Here is a 20,214-nt window from a genome sequence, read left to right as displayed (position 1 = left end):
ATGGATGACAATCAACTGGAAGACCAGCTTCGACGGCTTCTGACCGGCCTGGCGGACCAGGCCATCGTGCGTGGTGAGCAGTTTATCTACGATGGTGGTGAACTGTATGCTGACGATGTGGCGGAAATCGGGCTGGTGGCGGTGCTGTGCATCGCCCAGGCGCTGTCCGAACGCGCGGGGTTGGGCGGGTTTGGTTATCAGTTCCAGCTGGCGGCGCCGGCCAATCCGGTCTTTCCGATACATGCCAGCGCTCCGGAAGTGCTGCCGGACTTTTTCAAGGTGGCGCCTTTTGTGTCGGCGGTTTTTCACAATGAAGTGATGGGTGCCAGGCAGGATCTGACAATTCTTTACCATGCTGCTGCTCAGCGCTTGCAGCAAGCTGGCTAGTTGGGCGATGACTAGTCGAGCGGGGCAATCCTTCAAGTACTGGAGCAGCCTCGGTAATCTGGATTTGGTATGTTGCATGAGGATGTTCATATGCAAGACGAAGACAACTTGGGCGACAACAAGGGCACGGGTGTTGAGTTGCCTCCCGGCGTATTTCCACCGATGCCCGGCTACACCACTGGGGACCTTCTGGCAGTTGCCAACGCTCCAGTGGAGGCGCTGCTTGAAGCGCACAATATTGATCCCGGTCTGATCCGCGAAACTGTTATCGCGCTGGCCGAGCATCTGTACCGGGCATTTGAGAGGGACGACATTCCATACCAGATCGCCACGTGGTATCAGAAGCCGTATGACGAGCCCTGGATGCGCAAGCGTAGTGTCGAAATAATTGCCGAGCAGTTTGCCATTGTCACCGTGGAGGCGGCTGCGGATTCCTTGGACGGCTCACCGTTGCGGGGCTTGGGCAAGGCGTTTTTCGGCGACTTTATCGAACGGGCCGGTGCGGCCATAAAGGCCCATATTCTGAAGTTGAATGAAGGCTGACGCTTGCAGTTGTTCATAGGGATATGACATGAGTAAGAATGTATACTTTAGCGTGTACTTTGACGGTACGGCTAATAGCAAGGACAACGACAAACCTTTGGGCACCCACACTAACGTGGCCCGTCTTTATGAGTGTGATGCGGCGAAAGGTACCAACCTTTCCCGAAACTCCGGCCATGAGGCCGTCGCCTATGATCCCGCACATTACCTGGGCCTCTCAGAAAAGCTCTACTTCGACGGGGTGGGTAGCCATCAGCGCAGCACACCGACTGCCCTGGTCGAGCGTGGTACCGGGCGCGGTAGCGAGAGCCGTATCGAGCAAGCCTACGAGGCCGTTGTCGCGTTTTGTAACAAGAACCAGGATCTGCAGGTCGACCTGAACCTGATCGGCTTCAGTCGCGGCGCAGCGCAAGCGCGTGCCTTGGCGAACGAGATCATTGATCGGGGTGTACCTAAGCTTGATAGCCAGTGGAAAGCGACCCGGGAGTACCTGATTCCGCCTGGTCAGGCGCAGGTGAACAAACTCGCCATATTCGACACTGTTGCCTCCTACGGCTTGCCCATAACTGAAAGCCACCCTGACAAGAACCTGGAAATAAGCAGGAACGTAAAGTCGACCACTCACCTGGTGGCAATGCATGAGTATCGTACGACGTTTCCGCTGACCAGCGCGTTGCGTAACGACGACAACTCAAGAGTCGAAGAGGTGAAGTTCGCAGGCGCGCACTCTCAAGTTGGGGGCGGCTACCGCAACGATCTGCTGGCTGCTGGTCCACTGGCCTTCATGTACGATCGCCTGAAGTCTGCAGGCGTCGAATTGGCGCCGTTGCCGCCGGAAGAAATGAAGCGCATCGAACAATACAACGCCTTGATCAAGCACCCTGACCGGTTGCAGGATGCGTTGATCGATTCTCGATTGCTCAAAGGCAATGAGGCATTCAGGCGCGAGGCGAACGGTTCATGGACAGTGCTCAACAATCGACCGTTTCCGACGGAGCGTGGTACGGCTAATGTGCTGGGGTGGAAGATCCTGGGGCGTCTGGAGTGGCAGAAACAGCCCTTCGATCACGCGGTGAGCGGCCGGAAAGTCATATTTGAAAATGATGGTTCGCGCGGCGAGCCAGTTATCCGACGTATCGGCAAGGAGCTAGGTCAGAACTTCTTCGGGTGGAGCGACAAGGCCGAAGGTTTTTCGTCGTTGCCTGACTACCAGCCCGATAGCAGCTTCAGCAGCACAGTAGAGGCTCGACAAGAACGCTTCGAGGCAGAAGAGGCTGCGCAGTCACGGAAGCAAGTGGCTGAACTCTCGTTATTGCTCGCGGGCTCGAAACCAGAGATAGAGCACATTCAACGGCTCGGCCTTGAAGAGGTGCCGCTGCCAACCCCGAACATACCGCCGAAGTATGCAGTGCTTCGGATCGACCGCGAAGGCTCATCGGCCTTTGCTGACCTAGGCTTCGAGTACGAGGCCAGCCGTATTGTCGAAGATGCCGGTGACTATGTCCGCAATCGAGGCCCCCTGAGTATTGGTGACCCCATCATGCTCCACGACACCAACGGCAACGTGGTGGGCGGGCTGGAGGCTGCTTATGAGGCGCCGACGTTCGCTGGTGAGTGCGGTGTCCTGATCGCAATCGACATGCGGCAGGTGGCACAAGATGCGCAGGCGGGTTTCCTCCATGATGGCCTCAAGCAGGCCGCGCAATGGATTGCCGAGCGGCCGGAAGGCAGTTTGACGGATGATTACGAAATTCCCGGGGAAGATGGCAAGCCGCTGGTGCGTGCGATGGTTGCCCGCCCAGCCGCCCACGAGTTGCAGCGAACTGTTATCTGGCAAGCTCCCGAGCCCTGACGGTCAGGCTGAGTTTCGCTAATCACAGTAGTAAGGCTTTTTGCTGCCTGCTTGCTTAGAATGCACCTGTTGCCGGCGGTGGTCGGCCATTCAATCGGTAAGGGCGAGAAGATGAAAATCCACAAATACCAGCCAGGCACCTTCATCGAGGTCGATGACATGGCGGGTGGTCGCCGTGTGGGAATGGTCTGCAAGGACGGCGTAACGTTTTGGGATTTGCTCGATTCCGAACGCTGCACACCGCTGACGATTCATCCTTCAATGAATCCGCAGGCACTGGGTACATTGGTCCAGTTCAGTCAGGACAAGGGATTGGTCAGTGCGACCCAGGCGCTAGTTACTTACCTGCAGGCCTCGGGAGATACGCGACTGACTGAAGACCCGCTGTTTGTCATGCGCGCCCTGTGGTTTATCGCAAAAAAGGCGATCACCGAGGATTTTCCTGATTCGGCGACGCTGTCATGGGCTTGCGAGCAGGCTCGCGCTCAGGAGCAAACGGCTGCGCGCATTCATCAGCTGGCTGCGCAGTACTGCTCTGGTTGAGCTGATTTTTTATGGCAACTTTGCATGTTGAAAAATTGATTTTCGGCGTTTCAACAGGGCCGCATTTCCTGCTCTCGACTGTCAGCTGACCTGCCACCGGGCAAGCGTTCAGTCGGGGCTTGGTGCCTCGGGTGCAGGCAGGTTGGCCAATTGGCGCTCATGCAGCGCCGCGTAGCCATCGACTGTGGCGCGCAGTGTTCGCAGTGAATGCCTCGAAACGGCGCCTGGGCTATGTTGGGCGAGCGCTTCGTAGACACTTTGGGCGTCGAGCTGGTGAATGCCGAAGGCTTCATCCAGGGTGGCCTGCTCTACGGTTTGCCAGTCCACTTGTGTCACCAGTTCATCACGCAGGGCGGCTGCCGCGTGTGTGCCGAAGAGGTGTGCCACGCCGGCTTTTGCTTCCAGCCCTGGCAGGGCCTCAATGCGCGCGCGTATCTCTTCCTGGCGCGCCCGGCGCTCCACAGCCGCATTCGGCGACGCCAGTTCCACCAGCATTTCACCTACATCGGTGAAGCCTTCGCTGGCGAAGATTTGCGCAACCTTGCGTGAGCGCGCTTCTTCTCTGGGCAGGAAGATCGCCATGCCGTTGTTATACGGCTGCGGCAGGTCGCCCCAATAGTGAGTGGCCTTGAAGTCGCGCAGGGCATCGAGTGCATCATTGAAGAACGCATCCTTGTTCACGGCATAGATGGCGTATTCATCGTTCAACTGAGCGGCGGCCTCGGCATCGAGGCCGTTGCGGACCAGGCGACCCTGCAGCGTAACCGGTTGCTGCAACTGCGTGGCGATATGCCGGGCGGCGACGAAGTGGTGCGAGCCGCCGTTGTTGGCCAGGTACAGGCCAACATCCCAGTCGTAGCGCACCATGAAGTCGCTGCCGCCATGCACGATGCCGATCTCCGGCCAGCCCAGGTTCTGCGCAAGCCCCTCCTGGCTCATGTCGCGAGTGAAAGCCTGGCAGGCTTGCTCGGCCATCTGTTGCAGGGAGAAAAACCGGTACAGCTCGGATTTGGAGGCGGACAGGCCAGTCACATCACCGATGTCACAGGCGAATTCATGCAGGGTTTCGGTTTTGCCCAGCCGCGCCAGTGCGGCGATCTGCCGATGCTCGCTGTGGTAATGGCCGTCGCTAGCGCGCCAGCCCCTGACCTGACCGTTCTGTTCGCTGCCCTGGCCGAAGCCGATACGCTGCGACCACTCATGCCAGCGCACCACGCTCGATGAGGCAATGACGGCGGCGGTGTCATCCACCCTCATGCGCAGCTTGGGAGTGTCGGCGATGACCCGGCGTAAACGGGCAGGGATGCCCAGGTCGTCCTTGACCGCTTCCAGAAACTTCGCAGCCAGTGTCCTGAAGCTCATGGCGTGACTCCTTTCAGCGTATACAGGTTCGCAAGGCGTTACTGGGTGGCGCGCTGTACCGCATCCGCTGCCTTGCGAGCTGTGCTCTTGATGGTCTTCACCACTGTGCGCATGTCGTACGAGCAGCTGATGTACGTGCTGTTGCCATCTTCATACAGCCACAGGTCGTGGTTACCGACTTCTTTCTTGTACTGGCCGAATTCGTCTTTGGGAATGTCGGCGAGCTTGGCCACTGCCTGGATGCTCTCGCCGGTGAATACGCCGGAGTAGGTATCGAAGTCACCTTCACCATTGGAGCCTGGGTGCATTGCAAGCTTGGTCACGGCGCGGCCGTAAACGTCCAGTGGGTTAGGCACGGTGTACTCGCCGTCGGACAGGTCCGAGGCCTGCACGATGGCCTTGCCGTTGGCGGCCTTGACCAGCGCCTCGAATTGGTCAGGGGAAACGTTGCGCTTGCAGGTGAGTGCCTGGGTGATGCGTGCATTGGCTTCGGCCTGATCGATTTTTGCGGCGTATGCCGATGTGCAGGCGAGCGAAACCAGCAGCGGCAGGGCGAGGTGCAGGGCTTTCATGCGTCAGATCCTTCTGGATGACAAAGTGCTATTAATTCGTGTTGTTAGAAAAACGTTTTTTACATGCATCGAGTGTGCGCTACGCCCTGTGCTTGGTCAAGTGAGTGCCTGCCCGTGACGAAGATTCAAACCTTGACGGCAAAAGGCCCCAAATTCATACTCGCCATCAATTTCTACATTTTTCTAACAGGTCATTTTGATAGATGACAGGGTGTCGAACGTTGGCTGGCACGCAGCGGCAGTTCTTCTGAATCTGGCCGCCCGGCTGACCCTTACAAGGAGTTTCCAGGCATGTCCTACGCATTACCTCCACCTGCCGTGAAGCCAGGCTTCAGGGCCGTGGGCGATCGTCGCGCAGCCCTGTGGCTGCTGTCGGTGCCTCTGCTGGTGGCGCTGGTCGCTTTTACCATCGCGGTGGTTGCGACCCTGATGGGTGAAATGGCCCAAGGGTCGCCGCGCTTCTACGCCGCGGCATTGTCCTTTTCAGCCCTGTTGCTGAGCGTCATGTTGCTGCCTGCCTACCTGCTCAGCCTGGGTTGGTACGCATGGTGGACGCGCGGGGGCGACCATCGCCAGTTGCGCCTTGGCCTATGGCTCGCACCGCTGGTGGCGCTGCTGTTCGCCTGGTTCCCGGCCACGCTGGTTCCCGGGCTTCAGCCGCTGGGCCAGGATGCCATGGACCCGCTGCGTACCTACTTGCTGGCAGGCATCCTGGTAATGCTGCTGGGGTATGCCTGGTCGAGCATCGTTTTCGTGATCCTGCGATATTGGAGAGATGTATGAGCACCTTCGTTTCCACCCCTCGCAGGTTGCTGCCGCTGGTACTGGCTGCCCTCTCGGTGGCACTTGCCCCGAAGGCTTTCGCAGGGTTCGAGCTGGTGGAGAGCCCCGCCGCCCCGGTGCCCTATGTAGCACCCTCGGCGCAAGGGCAGAACACCGCGCAAATGCAACAGACCATCAATGCCCTGAACATCGAGATCCAGAGCTTGCGGGTGCGGTTGGCTGCGGCTGAAGCCGACGCCAATGGCAGTCGTCAGGAGCTTTTGGCAATCAGGGCGCGACAGGACCAGATCCAGACTTCGATCAACCACATGACGCTCAATTTTGCGTTCGGCCACTCACGCTTCAGCCCCAGCGCCGAGGATGGCGACGTGCTGGTGCGCTCGGCGCAGGACGCGCTGCAGGTGAAGATCGTGGGCTTTACCGACAGTGTGGGCACGGTGGAGGCAAATCGCCGGGTTGCCTTGCTCAGGGCGCAGGCGGCGAAGATGTACCTGGTTCGGCGTGGCGTACCAGCGGCGAAAATCAGCGCCGAGGGGCAGGAGGGCGACTACATCGCTGCGAATGACACCCCCGCTGGCCGTGCAGCCAACCGCCGGGTTGAATTCGAGTTCTTCGGTCAGTACCACGCGAGCACGGCCCTCGCTCGCTAGTTAGCAAGGGCTGTCAGGTCAGGCCTGCAGGCGCATGTTGTCAAGGAACAAGCGCGCCTCGGCGGCGGCGGCGATGGTGGCGTCGGCAGGCGCCTCCCAGGCTACCCCGTTGTAACGCAGGCTGTAGCTTTCGCGGCAGGGGTGAAAGCCGATATGCGCCCAGTCGATATCTTCACTGCCCACCCACTCACCAAGAATCTCTGACCTGGCTACGCCGGCCGCCCGGCGCTTTTCGATCTGCCCGACCACATTGGCGAACAGGCAGAGGTTTTCCAGGTCGATGCTGACCGAGGCAGGGCCGATGTTCAGCACGCCACCGTCATTGCCCGGCGCGGGATGAAATGCACAGTGAAACTGATGGGTCATTGGTACATCCTTGAAGTTTGGGCTGCAAACATACAAAACACGAACGACTGAGGTTTTTGGACCTGTCAGCAGGTTTAAGTTCAGTCTAGTCGAGCCGTTGTGCGGGAGTGGGACCATGTATTCGTTGTGTGAACTCGAGGCTTTCGTGGCGCAGGCCATCAGTGGCGATGTTCTCGCCCAGGCGGGTGGCGGCTTCGTCAGTGTGATGGCCAAGAGTGCGCCGGCCATCCAGAAGGACATTCCGGCAGCTTTCGAGATGTACACGCTGCTGGAGCATTTCCTCAAGTCGCTGCCCATTCGCCAGGCAGCGCTCGGCTTTGACGCGGAAACGCTCGATCTTGAGCCGGGTATTGTCGTTGATCATGACGGGAACAAGGTCGTTGCCCTGTTGCCGATCCGGGCCGGCCAGCTTGGCGAAGTGGCCTTCTGGCTGGCGGACGCGCTGCCCAGCCGGGAGGTCAAGACCCTGCCTGGTATTCTTGCGTTGGTGTTCAGCGTGGAAACCCACGAAGATATAAAACACTTGCTGCCCGAATGGACGGCTGCTTTTTATGTCCAAGGCCTGGCAAGGCACTGTGTGCCGATCCTGGCGCTAAAGTCGGTGCTGGAGGACAAGCGTTTCGGTGGCGATTGGGTAGCGGTTGCGCTGCATCGGCTGGCCAGTTTTGCCTTGCCTCAGGCCGAAGCCCAGCAAGCAGCTGGGAGCGAGGTAAAGACTACGCGTTGAACCCGGCCGACAGTATCGGGTTTGGCATTGACCACAATCTAGCGGCGCATGCTCCGGGAAAGCGCCGATCCGGGGAGATGGCGAAATGGACGATAACTGGGCTGCACGCAAGGGCAACATGAGTCTGGATGGCGGTTACAACGGCTCTGTCCAGCAGGCCATTGCCAACCTCCATGTAGGCCGCGACCAAGGGCGGCAGGAAGGGCTGCAGGAGGGTTATCAGGCGGGCTACCAGGAAGGCTTGGGGCAGGGTCGCAAGGAGGGTTTCAGGAAAGGGCGCTCCCATGGCTATGCTGAAGGCTGGGATGCCGGTGTGGCGCAAGCCAACGAGAAGCTGGAGCCCTTGCGTGGGTATGTGCGCCAGTATTTTGAAGAAACCGTTCAGCTCAGGGCCGAAGCAGAGCGCCTGCGCGAACTGATTCAGCTGATGCACGGACAGATGGCGAAGATGGCGCAGTCGTCAGCAACGCCGCAGGATGACGCGCCCGACCCGAAGGTGTGAGTGTTGGCCTGGTAAACATCCAGCCACCAGGGGCGGCAGCAGCTTAGACCTGACGTACCAGCAATTGCCTCAGGTCGCCGGCGCGGCCAAGCGCGCCAAGGCTAAACCGACGGCGAGCGAGTCCGAAGTTGCAGAGCTCAGCACCCTTGGGCTAGGGGGCTGGCTGTTGCGCTTGTGGGGCTGTCGAAGGCGGTTGGAGCGACTCGTGGCCCGGGTTGTCCGGGCCGCCAGCAGCCGAGCCCTCGACGGGCATGCAAACCAAGGCCGTGCGCACCTGGGCGGGGTATTGCTGCATCTCGTAGCCATAGGCGGGCGGCTGCCGCATTTCCGGTGCCTGGCATGTGCCTTCGACCACTCCTTGGCGAGGGGTGGAGAAATCGCAGCGCTCACCTTCGTAGCGGTTCGAGCACGAACGATAAGCTGCAACCGGCGTGACCTGCTTGGGCACCGGCACGTAGATGGTGGTATTGCGCGGTAGCTCCTGCCATTGCTCCTCGGCCACGGGGGCTTCCTGGGCCTGGGCAGTACTCGCCAGAGCCGACATACCGAAGGCCAGCATGAGTGAAATGGTCGCTTTCACAGGTGCCTCCCGGCGTCACATGCCCGGCTCGTAGTCCGAGCCGCTGCGGTTCTTTGGTACAGGGTCGCTGTGGTCCAGCCCGGCATTCACTTCCACGCCGCGCTCTTTCATCTCGCTGATCATGTACTCATAGCCGACCATGAAGTGGGCCAGGTCGTAGCCTGGGTCAGCCTCCTTGATCCTTGAAGTCAACTCGACGATCTCGAGCTTCACCGGGTCGGGCGTCTCGTCGGTGTCCCAACCGTTCGAGTTGGCTTCCAGTTTGTTCAGGTGGAAGGCTTGGCTGAAGGCCTTGCCTTCCACCGTGATTTCCTTGGACAGTTTTTCATACAGGTTCCGGCCACCCAGGCCTTCTTCCAGCTTGCCGTCGATCACCCGCAGGAACTCCAGGTGGGCTTCCGGCGTGGCGGTGATTTCTTTCCAGTTGCTGTACTCGGTCATTCCATTCTCCTTGCGTGGATGATTACGTGCGCCTTCATGGCTCCCTCTGGGAATCGGCTGAGCTGGGGGCTGTCTCAAGGGGTGAAGTCATCGCCCTGTGAAGGGCCCGAAGGCTTGCCGCGAACCAGGCTGACGATGCCTTGCACCATTTCCTTCAGGCGTTCGCCAATACGCTGCATCACTTCCCTCAGGCGCTCCAGATGCGACTGCGTTTCGCCCGCGAAAGCCGGCATGCTGCCCGCATTGCGGTGCATGCTCTCGCTGGAGCTTTCCAGCCGGTTCTTCAGCTTGTCGTAGTGCGGGTTGTCCTGGGTTTCCGGGTTCAGCAATTCTTCCTGGGCGCGCCCGTACTGCCGGGCCCAGCCGGTGAGGGCCTTGTCCATGGCTTTTTTGCTGTTCTGGGCGTCGGGGGACTCACCTACGGCCTGGACGAAGCTTTCGTGCAGGTCGGTGTATTCGCCGTCGGGTTTCATCTTCTCGATCACTTCGGGAACGCTCAGGCCGGTTTGCTCGGCGCGGGTTTCGATCTGCTCGCGCACCTGAGGCAGGCTCCCAGCGTTCCAGAAGGCCGAGTGGGCTTTTTCGTAGTTGGTCGCGGCCTTTTCAACCTGATCTACCCGGTACTCGGAAAGGCGCGGCAACACCTGCACGCGTCCGGTCATTTCTTCGGCCGAGCCGGGCTCAACCGCCGCGCTGTGTTTTTCCGCAGTGGCCGATTGCGCTGAGGGCACCTGTGCATCCTGAACTTGCCCATCCCCACGCAGGGCAGAGGCCAGGGCACTCGCGCCCTTGCCGATACCTTGCATGGCGGCGCCGGTGAGCGAGGCTACGCCCCCCACCAGTTGGGCGCCGCCCCTGAGCAGTGATTCGGCACCGTTGGCGTCCCGCGGGTGCTGTGGCTCCTGTTCTGCCGGTTCTGCGGGTTTCGGTGGCTCTGCAGCGTTGCTCGCGTTGTCGAGAAGGGCTGCGTTGATGCGGCGTACTTCATCAGGGTCGAGGGACGATCCTTTGGGTTTCACCTCCCCGGCAACCTTCATGATGGCGTCAAATACGCTTGGGTCGATATCTGGCGCGGCGCCTGGCGACGGCCTGGCGTTTGTTTGCTGGCCGCTATTGTGGGCCTGCAGGGCAGCCGTATCGATCGAATGCACGCTCCAGCGACCTTGTGTCGACTGTTCGCTGCCGGCTTCGGCGCCACCTTGGTAATCCAGTTGCACGGGTTTGCCGACGGCGGGTGCTGTTTCGCGCATGGCCTGTTCAAGGCCTGCCCCCCAAAGGGTCTGTGGACCGGCAGGTGTTTGCAGGGTTACGTAGTAGCTACCCTGCTTGGCAGGGTCGTTTTGATAGGGTGCTGCGCCATGATGGACCAGGATGCCTGCATAACTCCGCCCTGGCTGGGCTGTTTGCCCGGCAGCAGAATCAGCGAAGGCTTGATCAGGCTTATCGAGTTCTTTGGGTTCCATCTGTGTTTACCTTTCGTGGGCGCCGCGTTATTCAATGGATCTGGAAACAGCTCCTCTCTGGGCTCGCTGCTGGGCCCTGTCGGTCTGCATCCGTTGACCTGCCAATTTCTGCGACGCGTAAACGGCAAGCAATGCTTCAACTTTTTCCTTCTTGCGATAAATCGCTTCCGACAAATAATTACCGACACCGACCGCCCGGTTGTAGTCGACCCACAGGGCTCGGCTGGAAACATGGGTGATACTGTTGTTCCACTCGGCATCGCTGAAGCGCCGGCTGGCTTCAGTCGCCAGCATTTCTGAAACCGACATGGTGTCGTAGCCACCGATCGGAGCGGTGGGCAAGGCACCATAGCCATCAGCGTCGGACAAGTACATCGCAGGCGTCTTGCCATCCGCTTCGGCCAGCGCTGCATCGGCGTTGGCTGCTGCCACCTGGACAGGCTCAGCCGTGGAGTCTGGCGCAACCCCGCCCGAAGGTACATTACCGAAAAGGATCTGGTGCTGCGCCTTGGTGTCTTTGCCGAGGATTGGATAATGCTCGGGATGACCATCCTGGATGGCGTAAGTTTGGCAGAAATAGGGGGCCGGGTCAGTCTTCCAGCCAATGTCAACCTGCGGTTTGACCAAAGGGGAGGGCAACTGCGCCGGGTTGAAGGGCCCTCGATGAGCATTTTCCCTGAACGCCTTGGCCCTGGCCTCGTCTTTTTTCGTGGTGCCGTAGGTAAAATGCAAGTGTTTCGTCATGGACGTGCTGGGGGTGTTGCCTGACAGGCCAAGCTGCTGCCCCGGCTTGACCGTGACGCCCTTCTTGATGCCGTTGGCAAAACCGCTGAGGTGGTAGTAGGCGACGATATCGCCATTGGCCCGCTGGATCAGTATCGTATTACCCGCAGATCCGCGAGAGCCGGCGAAAGTGATCTTGCCCTCGGTGGTGGCGTATACCGGTTGCGATGTACCGCTGGTGGAAAAGTCCAGGCCATCGTGCATGTGCGCCTTCTGGTTGGCCGAACCATGGTTGGCCGCGCCGCCACCCCGGAACTTGCCGAAACGACCGGAAACAATTTCCTTGTCGGTGGGGGACACCATGCAGGTGTCCGCAATGGCGCCGTGGGCACACGCCAGCAGGCTCAGGCCGGCGAGGCCGCGCAAGATCGTTCTGTTCATCCCTTGCGCTCCGTCACTGCACGCTCTGCTGTACGTTCTGCCTGGCGGCATTTTCCGCTGCCCGGGTGGTCTGGGTTTGCGCACCCGCGGCAGTTACCGACATGGACACCAGCGAAGCGAGTTGGGCCTCCATGCTTTCGTACTGGCGATATTGTTTTTCCAGTATGGCCAGGTCCAGCGCCTTGATCTTCAAGATCTCGATCAGCGCCCCTCGCTCGTTCTGTGCGGCCATGACCCGGGCCCAGCTGTCATATTGAGGCGTATTGCCCGAATAGCGTTTGACCTCGTTGCGAAAGTGCACGGCCAGTGGCAGGTCGGTGCCTGTTTCCGTGCCTTCCACGCCGGAATAGTCGAGCTGGATTGCTTTCAGGCTGGCCAGTGCCGGCGATACCAGCGCATCCTTGCGGGCCTTGGAAAGCGCGTAATCTTCGGTGGCTGCGGATTTGCCTGCCGATGCTGGCACCGGGCCGTCCGGCAGGCCGGCTACGTTATTGACGAACCCGACTTTCGCCTGGTACAGCGGCTCGTTTTCCATGACGGGTTCGAACAGGGTGGCCACGGTCAGGTCGGCGCCCGGCAGCGAGCCGACCGATTCGCACAAGCCTGAATCTGCCTGGTCCTGGGTGCAGAACTGCTTGCGCGCCTTGACCAGTGCAGCCTGGGCGCTGATGGGCTCGGCGTAGGTGCCTGGTGCAGCCACGATCTCGGACTTGACCCGCTGGCGCACTTCGGTGCCCATGTCGGCATCGCGGGCACTGATCAGCGTTCGTGTCGCATAGACCGAGCAAGGCGAAAAGCCTTGGCCGAATTCGCCACCGTAGTCGAAGCGTGACTGCTTGACCCGCTGGGTCTGGGCCAGCACCTTCAGCCCCGTCGCCGTTTGCTGGGCAGCATTGTGCCCAGCTTCCGCGATCTGGTTTGCCGCCAGGGCTTTCTGCTTGGTCAGGATCGCGATGGCCGAGGTCAGGCGCTGGCTCTCGGTTTCAAGCAGGGCCGACAGCGAAGCATCTACCCCGGACACCAGGCCGTTGAGTGTCTGGGTGGCCGCAGTGAATGCCGGCGCTACGGTATTTTCCTGATACTGGGGTGGGCAATAGGCCCAAGCCAGCGTAGAGGTCAGCACAAGCGAAGCACCCAGCGAGACCTTCCATTTGCGCGCTTCACGCGCTGCGTCGAAATCCTTTTTCATGGGCACCTCACTGTACCGACTGCGCTGCTGTTTCAGACAACACTTTCTGGTAGCGCGCTTCCAAAGGGGCGTCCAGGCCGTCAGAGGAGGCGATTACCAGCGTTGCCAGGTTAGCGAGCAGCCGTTGGTTCTGCTCGTACTGCTGCTGATGAATCCAGACTTCGAGGCCACCCATCTTGGCAGCCTCCACCAGCAACCCGCGTTGGGTCTGGCGGGCCAGGTTGCCCGACCATTGTTGCGCTTCCTTGCCACCGAAGTACTGGTTCACGCGCAGCTTGAGCACTTCATTGGGGGACTTGCCGCCGAACTCCGTGCTGCGGGTGTTGGCGGCATTGATCATCGACAGGCTGTAGGCCGGTACAGACAACATCGAGTCCTTGCGGTTTTTCTGCACCATGTAGGTTTCGCCGGCGGGCGTAGCGCCAGCGGCCTTGACCAAGGCTTCGTCCGGGGGGCCGATCACGTGCTGGATGTAGGCGGTACGCGCTTCGGTGGCCAGCGAGTCAGCATCCGCGGCTTCGAACAGCAGGGCGGCGTTGGTGTCACCACCGGGTAGCGTACTGAGCGTGCACAGCCCGGCGTCTGCCTCTGCGGCGGTACAGAACTTGTCGCGGTGCTCTTGCAGGCGTTGCTGCATCGCCTTGCCTGTGGAAGCCACCAGCCGACCTGGAGAGGCATCCAGCTCACCGACAGCTGCCTTGGCCTTGGCTGCCATGCTGGTGAATGCGATGTCCATCGACTTGTTCTTGATCACGGTGCCGCAAGGGTCGAAACCTTGGCCGGTCGCTGCGTTGAAGTCGAGGTAGGCCTTGGTCGCGGCCGCGTTCTGTTGCTGCGCGCGGCTGGCATTGATCAGTTGCTCAGCGGTTTGCCTGCTGTTGTCCGCGATCACACTCGCTGACAGTGCTTCCTGCTTGGTGGCTACGGCCACGGCCGAGATGATCTGCTCGAACTTTATGGTCATCTGGTTACCGAAGGTCGTGCCGAACGTGGTGATGTTGGTGCCCACGGATGCTGACAGCGCGCTGATCTGCGCAGCGGTCCACATCTCGGCAGGGCCGAAACCGTAAAGCGCCCCGTAGGAAACACCCGAGAGCATTGTCGAGCCCACGACAATGCTGGCTAGCTTGAGCCGAAAATTCATATCACTGCCCTGTGAGCATTGGCACGCGACGGTCCGTCACCTGCCCTACGAGAGAGTTGGCAGCCATCGCGGTCATGGCCGAGGCGGCGAGTTGCTGCGACTGGGCAGCATTGCAGGCGACCGTGGTGCAGTCGATGTATGCTTCCGCACGTTGATCCGTGATCATGGCGGTATACGCATACGCTGCGGTCTCGCCTTCCGGGGCGAGGGTCATTTCGCTGAACGGCCCGGCGTAGTCCACATCCCAGCCCTGCATACCGTTGGCGTTGAGCGTGCACATGCCCTGCCTGGCTTCGGACACGCTGCAGTAGTTGTCGCGGTGCATGGCCAGGGTCTCACGGTCGGCCACTGCCCTGGAGCCCACCCGTTGCGAGGAATAGGTTGCCATCAGGCGCGCCGCGTCCTTGTCACGCTGTGACACCGCTTCGACCATCAGCTTGCCCTGCTGCTGGGCAATGCACTTGCTGGTGACCGGTTGCCCCACCGCGGAGTCGAACGAGGTCACGGCCGCCATCGCCCGGTCGGACATCTCGATGGCGCCAACTGCGTTGGCAAGCTGCTTTTTCGAATCGTTATCCATTTGCGAGATCACGTTGGCGGACAACGCGGTCTGCTTGACGGTCACCGACCAGGCACTCATCTCGCTCTGCATGGTGCTGATGAATGTCAGCACCGAAGCCCAGGTCAGTGCTTGGGCCGGAAGCGCCGTAGCGCCCAGGCCTAGGCCAACGGCCAGAACTGCCGCGACTTTCTTCATCGTCAGCCCCCTTAGTTGAACAGGCCTGCAGCCGAGCCGGACGACCCGCTGGCTGACCCGGACGACGAACGGCTGGTATTGCTCGAAGTTCTCGAAGATGAGTTGCTCGCTGCGGGCGCCACGGTGCGGGTGGTGGCTGCACTGCTGGTGGTGGTGCCAGTACCGTTACCAGTGCTGGCGCCGCCGCCGAAGTCAGTCTGTATGTAGTTGAACGGGTTGACGTCGACGGTGTAGGTGGCCTCGTAGCCGGCGGGTGTGCTGTGGTAACTGCTACCCAGTTCCGGGTCGAGTGTACTCATGCCCTTGCTGACCAAGCCATTGGTCAGCCCGTTCAGGTCCGCCAGTGAAGTGCCGCTGCTGACCTTGCCGATCGCCTGGTTGATGGGGGTGGTGACCATCGATGAAACCTGCTGTATCGCCGTACAGACCTTCTTCTGCGCGTATTTCAATACCGCTTGCTGGGCTGCCGCGAAAATGGAGCCCAGGCTCGGGATCGAGCCGGAGAGATCGAACAGGCTGCCCAGGCCCCCAAAGCAATCCGCGGTGGCGCTGAATAGCGACTCGACATTGGGCGTTGCGGCAGCCAGTTCAGTATGGATTCTCAACGCGTCGTTGATGGAGGCACCGATCGTCCCCTGCTTGGTGCCGTCGGCGCAGTCCTGCGCATCGGCCTTGATGGCCTCGGCCACCACGGAGCTTTGCTCCGAGAGCAGCGTACTCGACGAGGAGCCCAGGCTGCTGGTGGCGGCGAATGCCGGCCCGGCCAGCAATAGCCAGGCACCCAGCACACCACCCATCACCGCGCGCTTGCCCACAGATTTGCCCACCGCCACAGCGACAGGGTTCAGTCGTCCGTCATACATCTGCGTAACTCTCCATGATCTGTGAAATCTCGCGCAGCCGCTCGGCAGAGAAAATCTCGCTGAGCAGGTGAGCTTTGCTGAAGGCATCCAGCCGGCGGCGAAATACCGTGAGGTCAGCGAGTTGCGACAGGTCGCCAGCCAGCAGCGGCGCCAGCGCACCGCTAAACGCGTCGTTGTGTTGCGCGACATAACGAGTTAGGTACATGCAGCGCGAAGAGGTGAGGTGGGTCAGCAACTCGGCAAATGCCTGTGGAACCTGATGCAGGACGCGTGCATAGGCCTCGACGAACGACTGCAGCTCCTGCATCAGCAACTGGATCTCGAACTGATGCGTCGAGGCATCCTCTTCGAAGTCCACCGTCCAGCGGTCCAGGCGGTCCATGCTCACCAGAAACTTCACCAGTTGGGCATTGCGCGACGATTTCGCGAAATGACCAAGGACGCCGTGTGCCGTGAGGTCCAGCGAGTCGATGGGCGGTATGTGCGCACCGGCGGTTGTGTATTCGTCCATTCCCTGCACTCGGTTAAAGCATACTGAAATACGCTAAAATGCATCCTTTTTTTAATTCTGTATCAAAAATGCTGGCGTATCAACTTTTTGACATGGGAATTACAAGTGCGCGATGTTGGCAAATGGCCACTGCGCAGCGGGCGGTTCGCGCCTGAAGATTCAGTTGGATGCCTTGATTGGCGTGGCTTGCGCGGTGAAGGGTGGCCGCTGATACGCTGCGGACCTTGCTCACTCGGGAGCGGCTCGTGGTGCGTAATCAGCGGCTGGTGCGCAGGGTTTGCGCGAGGTGGGAGAAGGGAGGCCCCGGTCAGAAGGAGGGCGGGCCTGGCCCTACGGCGTGAAAGGCTGCCTCAGAGACTTTGCATGATTCGGCATTTGGGAAATGCCGAGCAGCCCCAGAATTGTTGGCCTGCCTTGTTGCCCGACTTGTAGCTCCGAACCAGTAGGGCACTGCCGCATTTCGGGCATTGTCGCTCGATTGTCGGGTTGCTGCGGCGCTTGAGGTTTTGCACATGCTCGCGATGGGTGGCAAGCGTCGGCGCGCGGCGTCCTGCCTGCAGGGCTTCTAACATGGCATCGACTTCGGCCTCGCTGAAAACCGCTTCATCGTACGACTTCATGTAGCGAATGAATTTGCTGCCTTGGGTGACGTTGGCCGGCATTGCGGTCTTGAACGTGCTGTCACCCACGAAGGTGATGACCGAATGCAGGTGCTTGGCGTCAACGCCTAACGTTGCCTCCAGCGCCTTGAGGTGCTTGTAGTTCTGCCGCAATGGGTTCTGGAACTTGAAAGTGCGCTTGTAGAGTTTCTGCGTCCACTGCGCCTGCTTTTCACTGCCGAAGATCCAGCCGCTCATGTTTTTTGTTTCCAGCACGAAAATGCCGTACACCGAGATGAACACATGATCAATCTGAGTGGTGCCGTCCGGGGTATCCAGAGTGATGTTGTGCAGGCTGCGATAGACCTGCTCGTCCAGCTTCAGCCAAACGAAGTAGCGCACCAGCAGCTCGCCAAGATACCCCTTGGTCGTGGGCTGCTTGAGTACCATCAGGAGTATGACGAGCGGGACGAACCAGCTCAGGGTGCCCGCGTTCTGGCTGATAACTGCGAAGAAGTCCATTTCTAGTTGCTCCAAGGTTCCATGGGGCTGCGGACTTTACCGAAATTGACGTGATAGCACGATGGCATTGCGCAGCATCGAAAAATAAATGAGGTGCTTTATCATTCTCGTTCGACCTGTGGATAAGGCCGGAATACAGGCCAGTTGCCGACCCTCCACGGAGCTAGAGAATGAGTTCGACACCGGTACCACAGCGCCATCCATTGAATCGTGCCTTGCACGCAGCAATTCTGGGTTTGGTAGTGAGCAGCTATGCATTGCCGTCGCTGGCGCAAACCTCGGGCGCTGATCAGAACACCCAGATGCAGCAGTGGAATATCCCTGGCGGCCCATTGGCGCCGGCGCTGGACCGCTTTGCCCGTCAGGCAGGTATCAGCCTATCCTTCGATGCGCAGAGCGTGGCAAATCGCACGACCCAAGGCGTGCAGGGCAGCCTGGCGCCATCGGCAGCACTGTCGACGCTATTGCAGGGTACCGACTTGCAGGTAGAGCAGCAGGGCCCGAACGCCTACCTGGTCATCCCCCAGGCAAAGCCTGCCGGCCCGCTGGAACTGGGCGCGACCGAGGACTACCGCCTGGCGCCTGTCATCATCAATGCCAAGGTCAAGGCCAGCGCCGACGATGACGCCAACTCGGTGGTTGCCAAGGAGTTGTGGGTAGGGGGCAAGGTGGCGACCAGCATCCTCAACACGCCCGCGTCCGTGTCTGTGGTGACCAACAAGGAAATGCAGCAGCGCAGCGTCAGCACCACCGAAGAGGCGCTGCAGTACACCCCCGGCGTGGTCAGCGACTACTACGGTTCGGACGACCGCAACGACTACTTCCTGATCCGCGGCTTCCAGGCCACCACCTACCGAGACGGCCTGACCCTCAGCTCGATGCGCGGTGTGCGCGAAGACCCTTACGCCTACGAGCGTATCGAAATTCTGCGGGGTGCCAACTCCACCCTGTTCGGTCCGGCAGACCCGGGTGGCTCGGTCAACTTCGTGACCAAGCAACCGCGCTTCGAGAAGTTTGGCCAAGGCTACGTGACCTACGGCTCCTATGACCATGCCGAAACCGGGATTGATGTAGGCGATGCGCTGAACGACGAACAAACCCTGGCCGGTCGCTTCACGGCCAAGATGCAGAACAGCGACCGCGAGTACGACCACTCCCAGGACGACAACCGCTTCGTGATGGGCGGCCTGACCTGGGCGCCGACCGACTTCACCTCGGCCACTGTGGTGCTGGATTACCTGAAGACCAACAGCTCGCCGAACAGCGGTGGCTACCCGCTGGACAAGGAGTACGACCGCAGCGACTTCTACGGCGAGCCCGGCTACAACTTCCACGATGTCGAGCGCACCAGCCTGAGCGGCAACATTACCCACGACTTCGACAACGGCTTCACCCTGCGCAGCAACCTGCGCTACAGCGAGCTGACCGATGACTTTGGCTACGCCTACCTGAGCGACAACGCCTCGCGTGTTGGCACCACCATTCCACGCTACGTCTTCGGCACCGACAGCGATGCCGACCAGCTCAATGGCAACTTGATGCTGCAGTACGATGCCCAGTTCGAGCACATCGACAGCAGCACGCTGGTGGGCGTCGAGTACCTCGACTCGACGACCAAACAGAGCTCGGTCTACGGCCTGGCGCCCTCCATCGACATCGCCAACCCGGTATTCACCGGCGTGCCAGGTGGCATCACGCCCTATACCCGCAAAAAGAATGACGCCACCACCAAGGCGGTTTTCCTGCAGCAGAACCTGTCGTTCTTTGACCGCGTCATCGCGACCGCAGGCGTGCGTAACGACTCGATGGACCTGTCGAGCAAGGAATACATCGGTGGCGAGCAGACGGAAAAGGACAACTTCTCCGAAACCTCCTACCGCGCGGCACTGACCTATATCGTCAACGATGAAGTGTCGACCTACGTGAGCATGGTGGAGTCCGTCTCGCCCCCGCAAGTGGGCGTTACCCCGCAGACCGGCAAGCAATACGAAGTGGGCATCAAGTATTCGCCCATGGGCATGGACGCACTCTTCTCCGCCGCTGTTTACGACCTGACCCAAGAGAACGTCACCATTGCCGTGGTGTTGCCAAGCGGCATCATCGAGCAGCAGACGGTGGGCGAGTCACGCGTGCGTGGCCTTGACCTGGAAGCCAAGGCACAAGTCACGCAAGACATCAGCGTGATTGGTGCTTACTCCTACATGGAGTCCGAGGTGCTGCGCGGGTCGCTGTATGACGGCTCTTCCTTGAAGGGCAATGAGTTCACCACGGCGCCCAAACACACCGCATCGCTGTGGAGCTACTACGACATACCTGGCACTGATGTGAGTGTCGGCCTGGGCGCGCGGTATGTGGGGGCGTACTACATGGATGCTGCCAATACCAAGAAGAGCGATGGGACCACGTTGTTCGATGCGGCGCTGAACTACAAGATCGCCAAAGGGACCGACCTGGCGCTGAATGTGAGCAACCTGTTTGACGAGCAGCATGTGGTGGGGTCGGGGACGGCGAATTACTACAACCCGGGGCGTGAGGTGACGGCGAAGGTGAGTTATAGCTGGTAGGGGAAATGTGTACCGGGTGGACGCTGGGCATTCGGCCAGCCTCCACCGTATTCTGATCAGCTAAATAAGGTAGAATAAAGGCTATTTGCCATTATCTGCCTGGCGTGTCCTGGGCATTGCTAACGCGGCG

General features: G+C 60.2%; 22 protein-coding genes. 9 read left to right on the top strand and 13 right to left on the bottom strand.

The window, feature by feature from the left end:
- From ACF8FG_RS06755 to ACF8FG_RS06740, 4 genes are all read left to right on the top strand, one after another.
- Positions 1-387, top strand: a complete 387-nt coding sequence (locus ACF8FG_RS06755) for a hypothetical protein (protein ID WP_014592453.1) — start codon at positions 1-3, stop codon at positions 385-387.
- Positions 388-477: 90 nt separating this feature from the next.
- Positions 478-930: a hypothetical protein gene (locus ACF8FG_RS06750; RefSeq protein ID WP_014592452.1), complete on the top strand. Its 453-nt coding sequence runs from the start codon at positions 478-480 to the stop codon at positions 928-930.
- A gap of 28 nt (positions 931-958) precedes the next feature.
- Positions 959-2,782, top strand: coding sequence for a phospholipase effector Tle1 domain-containing protein (locus ACF8FG_RS06745; protein WP_019438937.1), 1,824 nt, complete (start codon positions 959-961; stop codon positions 2,780-2,782).
- Positions 2,783-2,893: 111 nt separating this feature from the next.
- A complete protein-coding gene (locus tag ACF8FG_RS06740) occupies positions 2,894-3,325 on the top strand; it encodes a hypothetical protein (protein WP_241791621.1) in 432 nt (143 codons plus the stop codon).
- Between the two features lie 108 nt (positions 3,326-3,433).
- Here the strand turns inward: ACF8FG_RS06740 and ACF8FG_RS06735 are convergent, their stop codons facing one another.
- Together ACF8FG_RS06735 and ACF8FG_RS06730 are read right to left on the bottom strand one after the other, a co-directional pair.
- On the bottom strand, positions 3,434-4,687 hold the full coding sequence (locus tag ACF8FG_RS06735; RefSeq protein WP_119713267.1) for a DUF6685 family protein: 1,254 nt from the start codon (positions 4,685-4,687) through the stop codon (positions 3,434-3,436).
- A 38-nt stretch (positions 4,688-4,725) separates the two neighbouring features.
- On the bottom strand, positions 4,726-5,259 hold the full coding sequence (locus ACF8FG_RS06730) for a hypothetical protein (protein WP_076402283.1): 534 nt from the start codon (positions 5,257-5,259) through the stop codon (positions 4,726-4,728).
- A 291-nt stretch (positions 5,260-5,550) separates the two neighbouring features.
- Between ACF8FG_RS06730 and ACF8FG_RS06725 the strand changes: the two genes are divergently transcribed.
- Both ACF8FG_RS06725 and ACF8FG_RS06720 read left to right on the top strand, forming a co-directional pair.
- On the top strand, positions 5,551-6,042 hold the full coding sequence (locus tag ACF8FG_RS06725; protein ID WP_014592447.1) for a hypothetical protein: 492 nt from the start codon (positions 5,551-5,553) through the stop codon (positions 6,040-6,042).
- A complete protein-coding gene (locus tag ACF8FG_RS06720) occupies positions 6,039-6,692 on the top strand; it encodes an OmpA family protein (protein WP_014592446.1) in 654 nt (217 codons plus the stop codon). The genes ACF8FG_RS06725 and ACF8FG_RS06720 overlap by 4 nt, the downstream gene beginning before the upstream one ends.
- A gap of 18 nt (positions 6,693-6,710) precedes the next feature.
- On the opposite strand, the gene ACF8FG_RS06715 is transcribed toward ACF8FG_RS06720, so the two are convergent.
- Positions 6,711-7,058 carry a hypothetical protein gene (locus ACF8FG_RS06715; RefSeq protein ID WP_014592445.1) on the bottom strand — a complete coding sequence of 116 codons (348 nt, stop codon included), beginning with the start codon at positions 7,056-7,058 and terminating at the stop codon, positions 6,711-6,713.
- Positions 7,059-7,173: 115 nt separating this feature from the next.
- Here ACF8FG_RS06715 and ACF8FG_RS06710 point away from each other — a divergent pair, with 115 nt between their 5' ends.
- Positions 7,174-7,785: a hypothetical protein gene (locus tag ACF8FG_RS06710; protein ID WP_318077930.1), complete on the top strand. Its 612-nt coding sequence runs from the start codon at positions 7,174-7,176 to the stop codon at positions 7,783-7,785.
- 85 nt (positions 7,786-7,870) lie between these two features.
- Positions 7,871-8,287: a hypothetical protein gene (locus tag ACF8FG_RS06705; RefSeq protein ID WP_014592443.1), complete on the top strand. Its 417-nt coding sequence runs from the start codon at positions 7,871-7,873 to the stop codon at positions 8,285-8,287.
- A 151-nt stretch (positions 8,288-8,438) separates the two neighbouring features.
- Here ACF8FG_RS06705 and ACF8FG_RS06700 read toward each other — a convergent pair whose 3' ends face one another.
- The 10 genes from ACF8FG_RS06700 to ACF8FG_RS06655 form a co-directional block, all read right to left on the bottom strand.
- Positions 8,439-8,867 carry a hypothetical protein gene (locus tag ACF8FG_RS06700; protein ID WP_392518650.1) on the bottom strand — a complete coding sequence of 143 codons (429 nt, stop codon included), beginning with the start codon at positions 8,865-8,867 and terminating at the stop codon, positions 8,439-8,441.
- A gap of 15 nt (positions 8,868-8,882) precedes the next feature.
- On the bottom strand, positions 8,883-9,308 hold the full coding sequence (locus tag ACF8FG_RS06695) for a hypothetical protein (RefSeq protein WP_070384371.1): 426 nt from the start codon (positions 9,306-9,308) through the stop codon (positions 8,883-8,885).
- A gap of 74 nt (positions 9,309-9,382) precedes the next feature.
- A complete protein-coding gene (locus ACF8FG_RS06690; RefSeq protein WP_014592440.1) occupies positions 9,383-10,771 on the bottom strand; it encodes a hypothetical protein in 1,389 nt (462 codons plus the stop codon).
- A gap of 27 nt (positions 10,772-10,798) precedes the next feature.
- Positions 10,799-11,935, bottom strand: coding sequence for a M23 family metallopeptidase (locus ACF8FG_RS06685; protein ID WP_014592439.1), 1,137 nt, complete (start codon positions 11,933-11,935; stop codon positions 10,799-10,801).
- 13 nt (positions 11,936-11,948) lie between these two features.
- Positions 11,949-13,124 (bottom strand): hypothetical protein, encoded by a 1,176-nt coding sequence (locus tag ACF8FG_RS06680; protein ID WP_014592438.1) that lies wholly within the window; start codon positions 13,122-13,124, stop codon positions 11,949-11,951.
- 7 nt (positions 13,125-13,131) lie between these two features.
- Complete coding sequence (locus ACF8FG_RS06675; RefSeq protein ID WP_318077366.1) at positions 13,132-14,268, bottom strand: hypothetical protein; 1,137 nt, start codon at positions 14,266-14,268, stop codon at positions 13,132-13,134.
- Position 14,269: 1 nt separating this feature from the next.
- Positions 14,270-15,025: a hypothetical protein gene (locus tag ACF8FG_RS06670; RefSeq protein ID WP_014592436.1), complete on the bottom strand. Its 756-nt coding sequence runs from the start codon at positions 15,023-15,025 to the stop codon at positions 14,270-14,272.
- An 11-nt stretch (positions 15,026-15,036) separates the two neighbouring features.
- Positions 15,037-15,888 carry a hypothetical protein gene (locus ACF8FG_RS06665; RefSeq protein WP_019438943.1) on the bottom strand — a complete coding sequence of 284 codons (852 nt, stop codon included), beginning with the start codon at positions 15,886-15,888 and terminating at the stop codon, positions 15,037-15,039.
- Positions 15,881-16,399 carry a hypothetical protein gene (locus tag ACF8FG_RS06660; RefSeq protein ID WP_014592434.1) on the bottom strand — a complete coding sequence of 173 codons (519 nt, stop codon included), beginning with the start codon at positions 16,397-16,399 and terminating at the stop codon, positions 15,881-15,883. The genes ACF8FG_RS06665 and ACF8FG_RS06660 overlap by 8 nt, the downstream gene beginning before the upstream one ends.
- 350 nt (positions 16,400-16,749) lie before the next feature.
- On the bottom strand, positions 16,750-17,520 hold the full coding sequence (locus ACF8FG_RS06655; RefSeq protein WP_144180681.1) for a nuclease-related domain-containing protein: 771 nt from the start codon (positions 17,518-17,520) through the stop codon (positions 16,750-16,752).
- A gap of 170 nt (positions 17,521-17,690) precedes the next feature.
- Here ACF8FG_RS06655 and ACF8FG_RS06650 point away from each other — a divergent pair, with 170 nt between their 5' ends.
- Positions 17,691-20,084, top strand: a complete 2,394-nt coding sequence (locus ACF8FG_RS06650) for a TonB-dependent siderophore receptor (RefSeq protein ID WP_064490868.1) — start codon at positions 17,691-17,693, stop codon at positions 20,082-20,084.
- Positions 20,085-20,214 lie beyond the last annotated feature (130 nt).

Origin of the sequence: Pseudomonas sp. YQ_6, assembly GCF_043103245.1 — a bacterium.
GTDB lineage: Bacteria > Pseudomonadota > Gammaproteobacteria > Pseudomonadales > Pseudomonadaceae > Aquipseudomonas > Aquipseudomonas alloputida.
The sequence above is the reverse complement of the archived record's forward strand: the minus strand, read 5'-3'. Positions and strand labels throughout refer to the sequence as shown.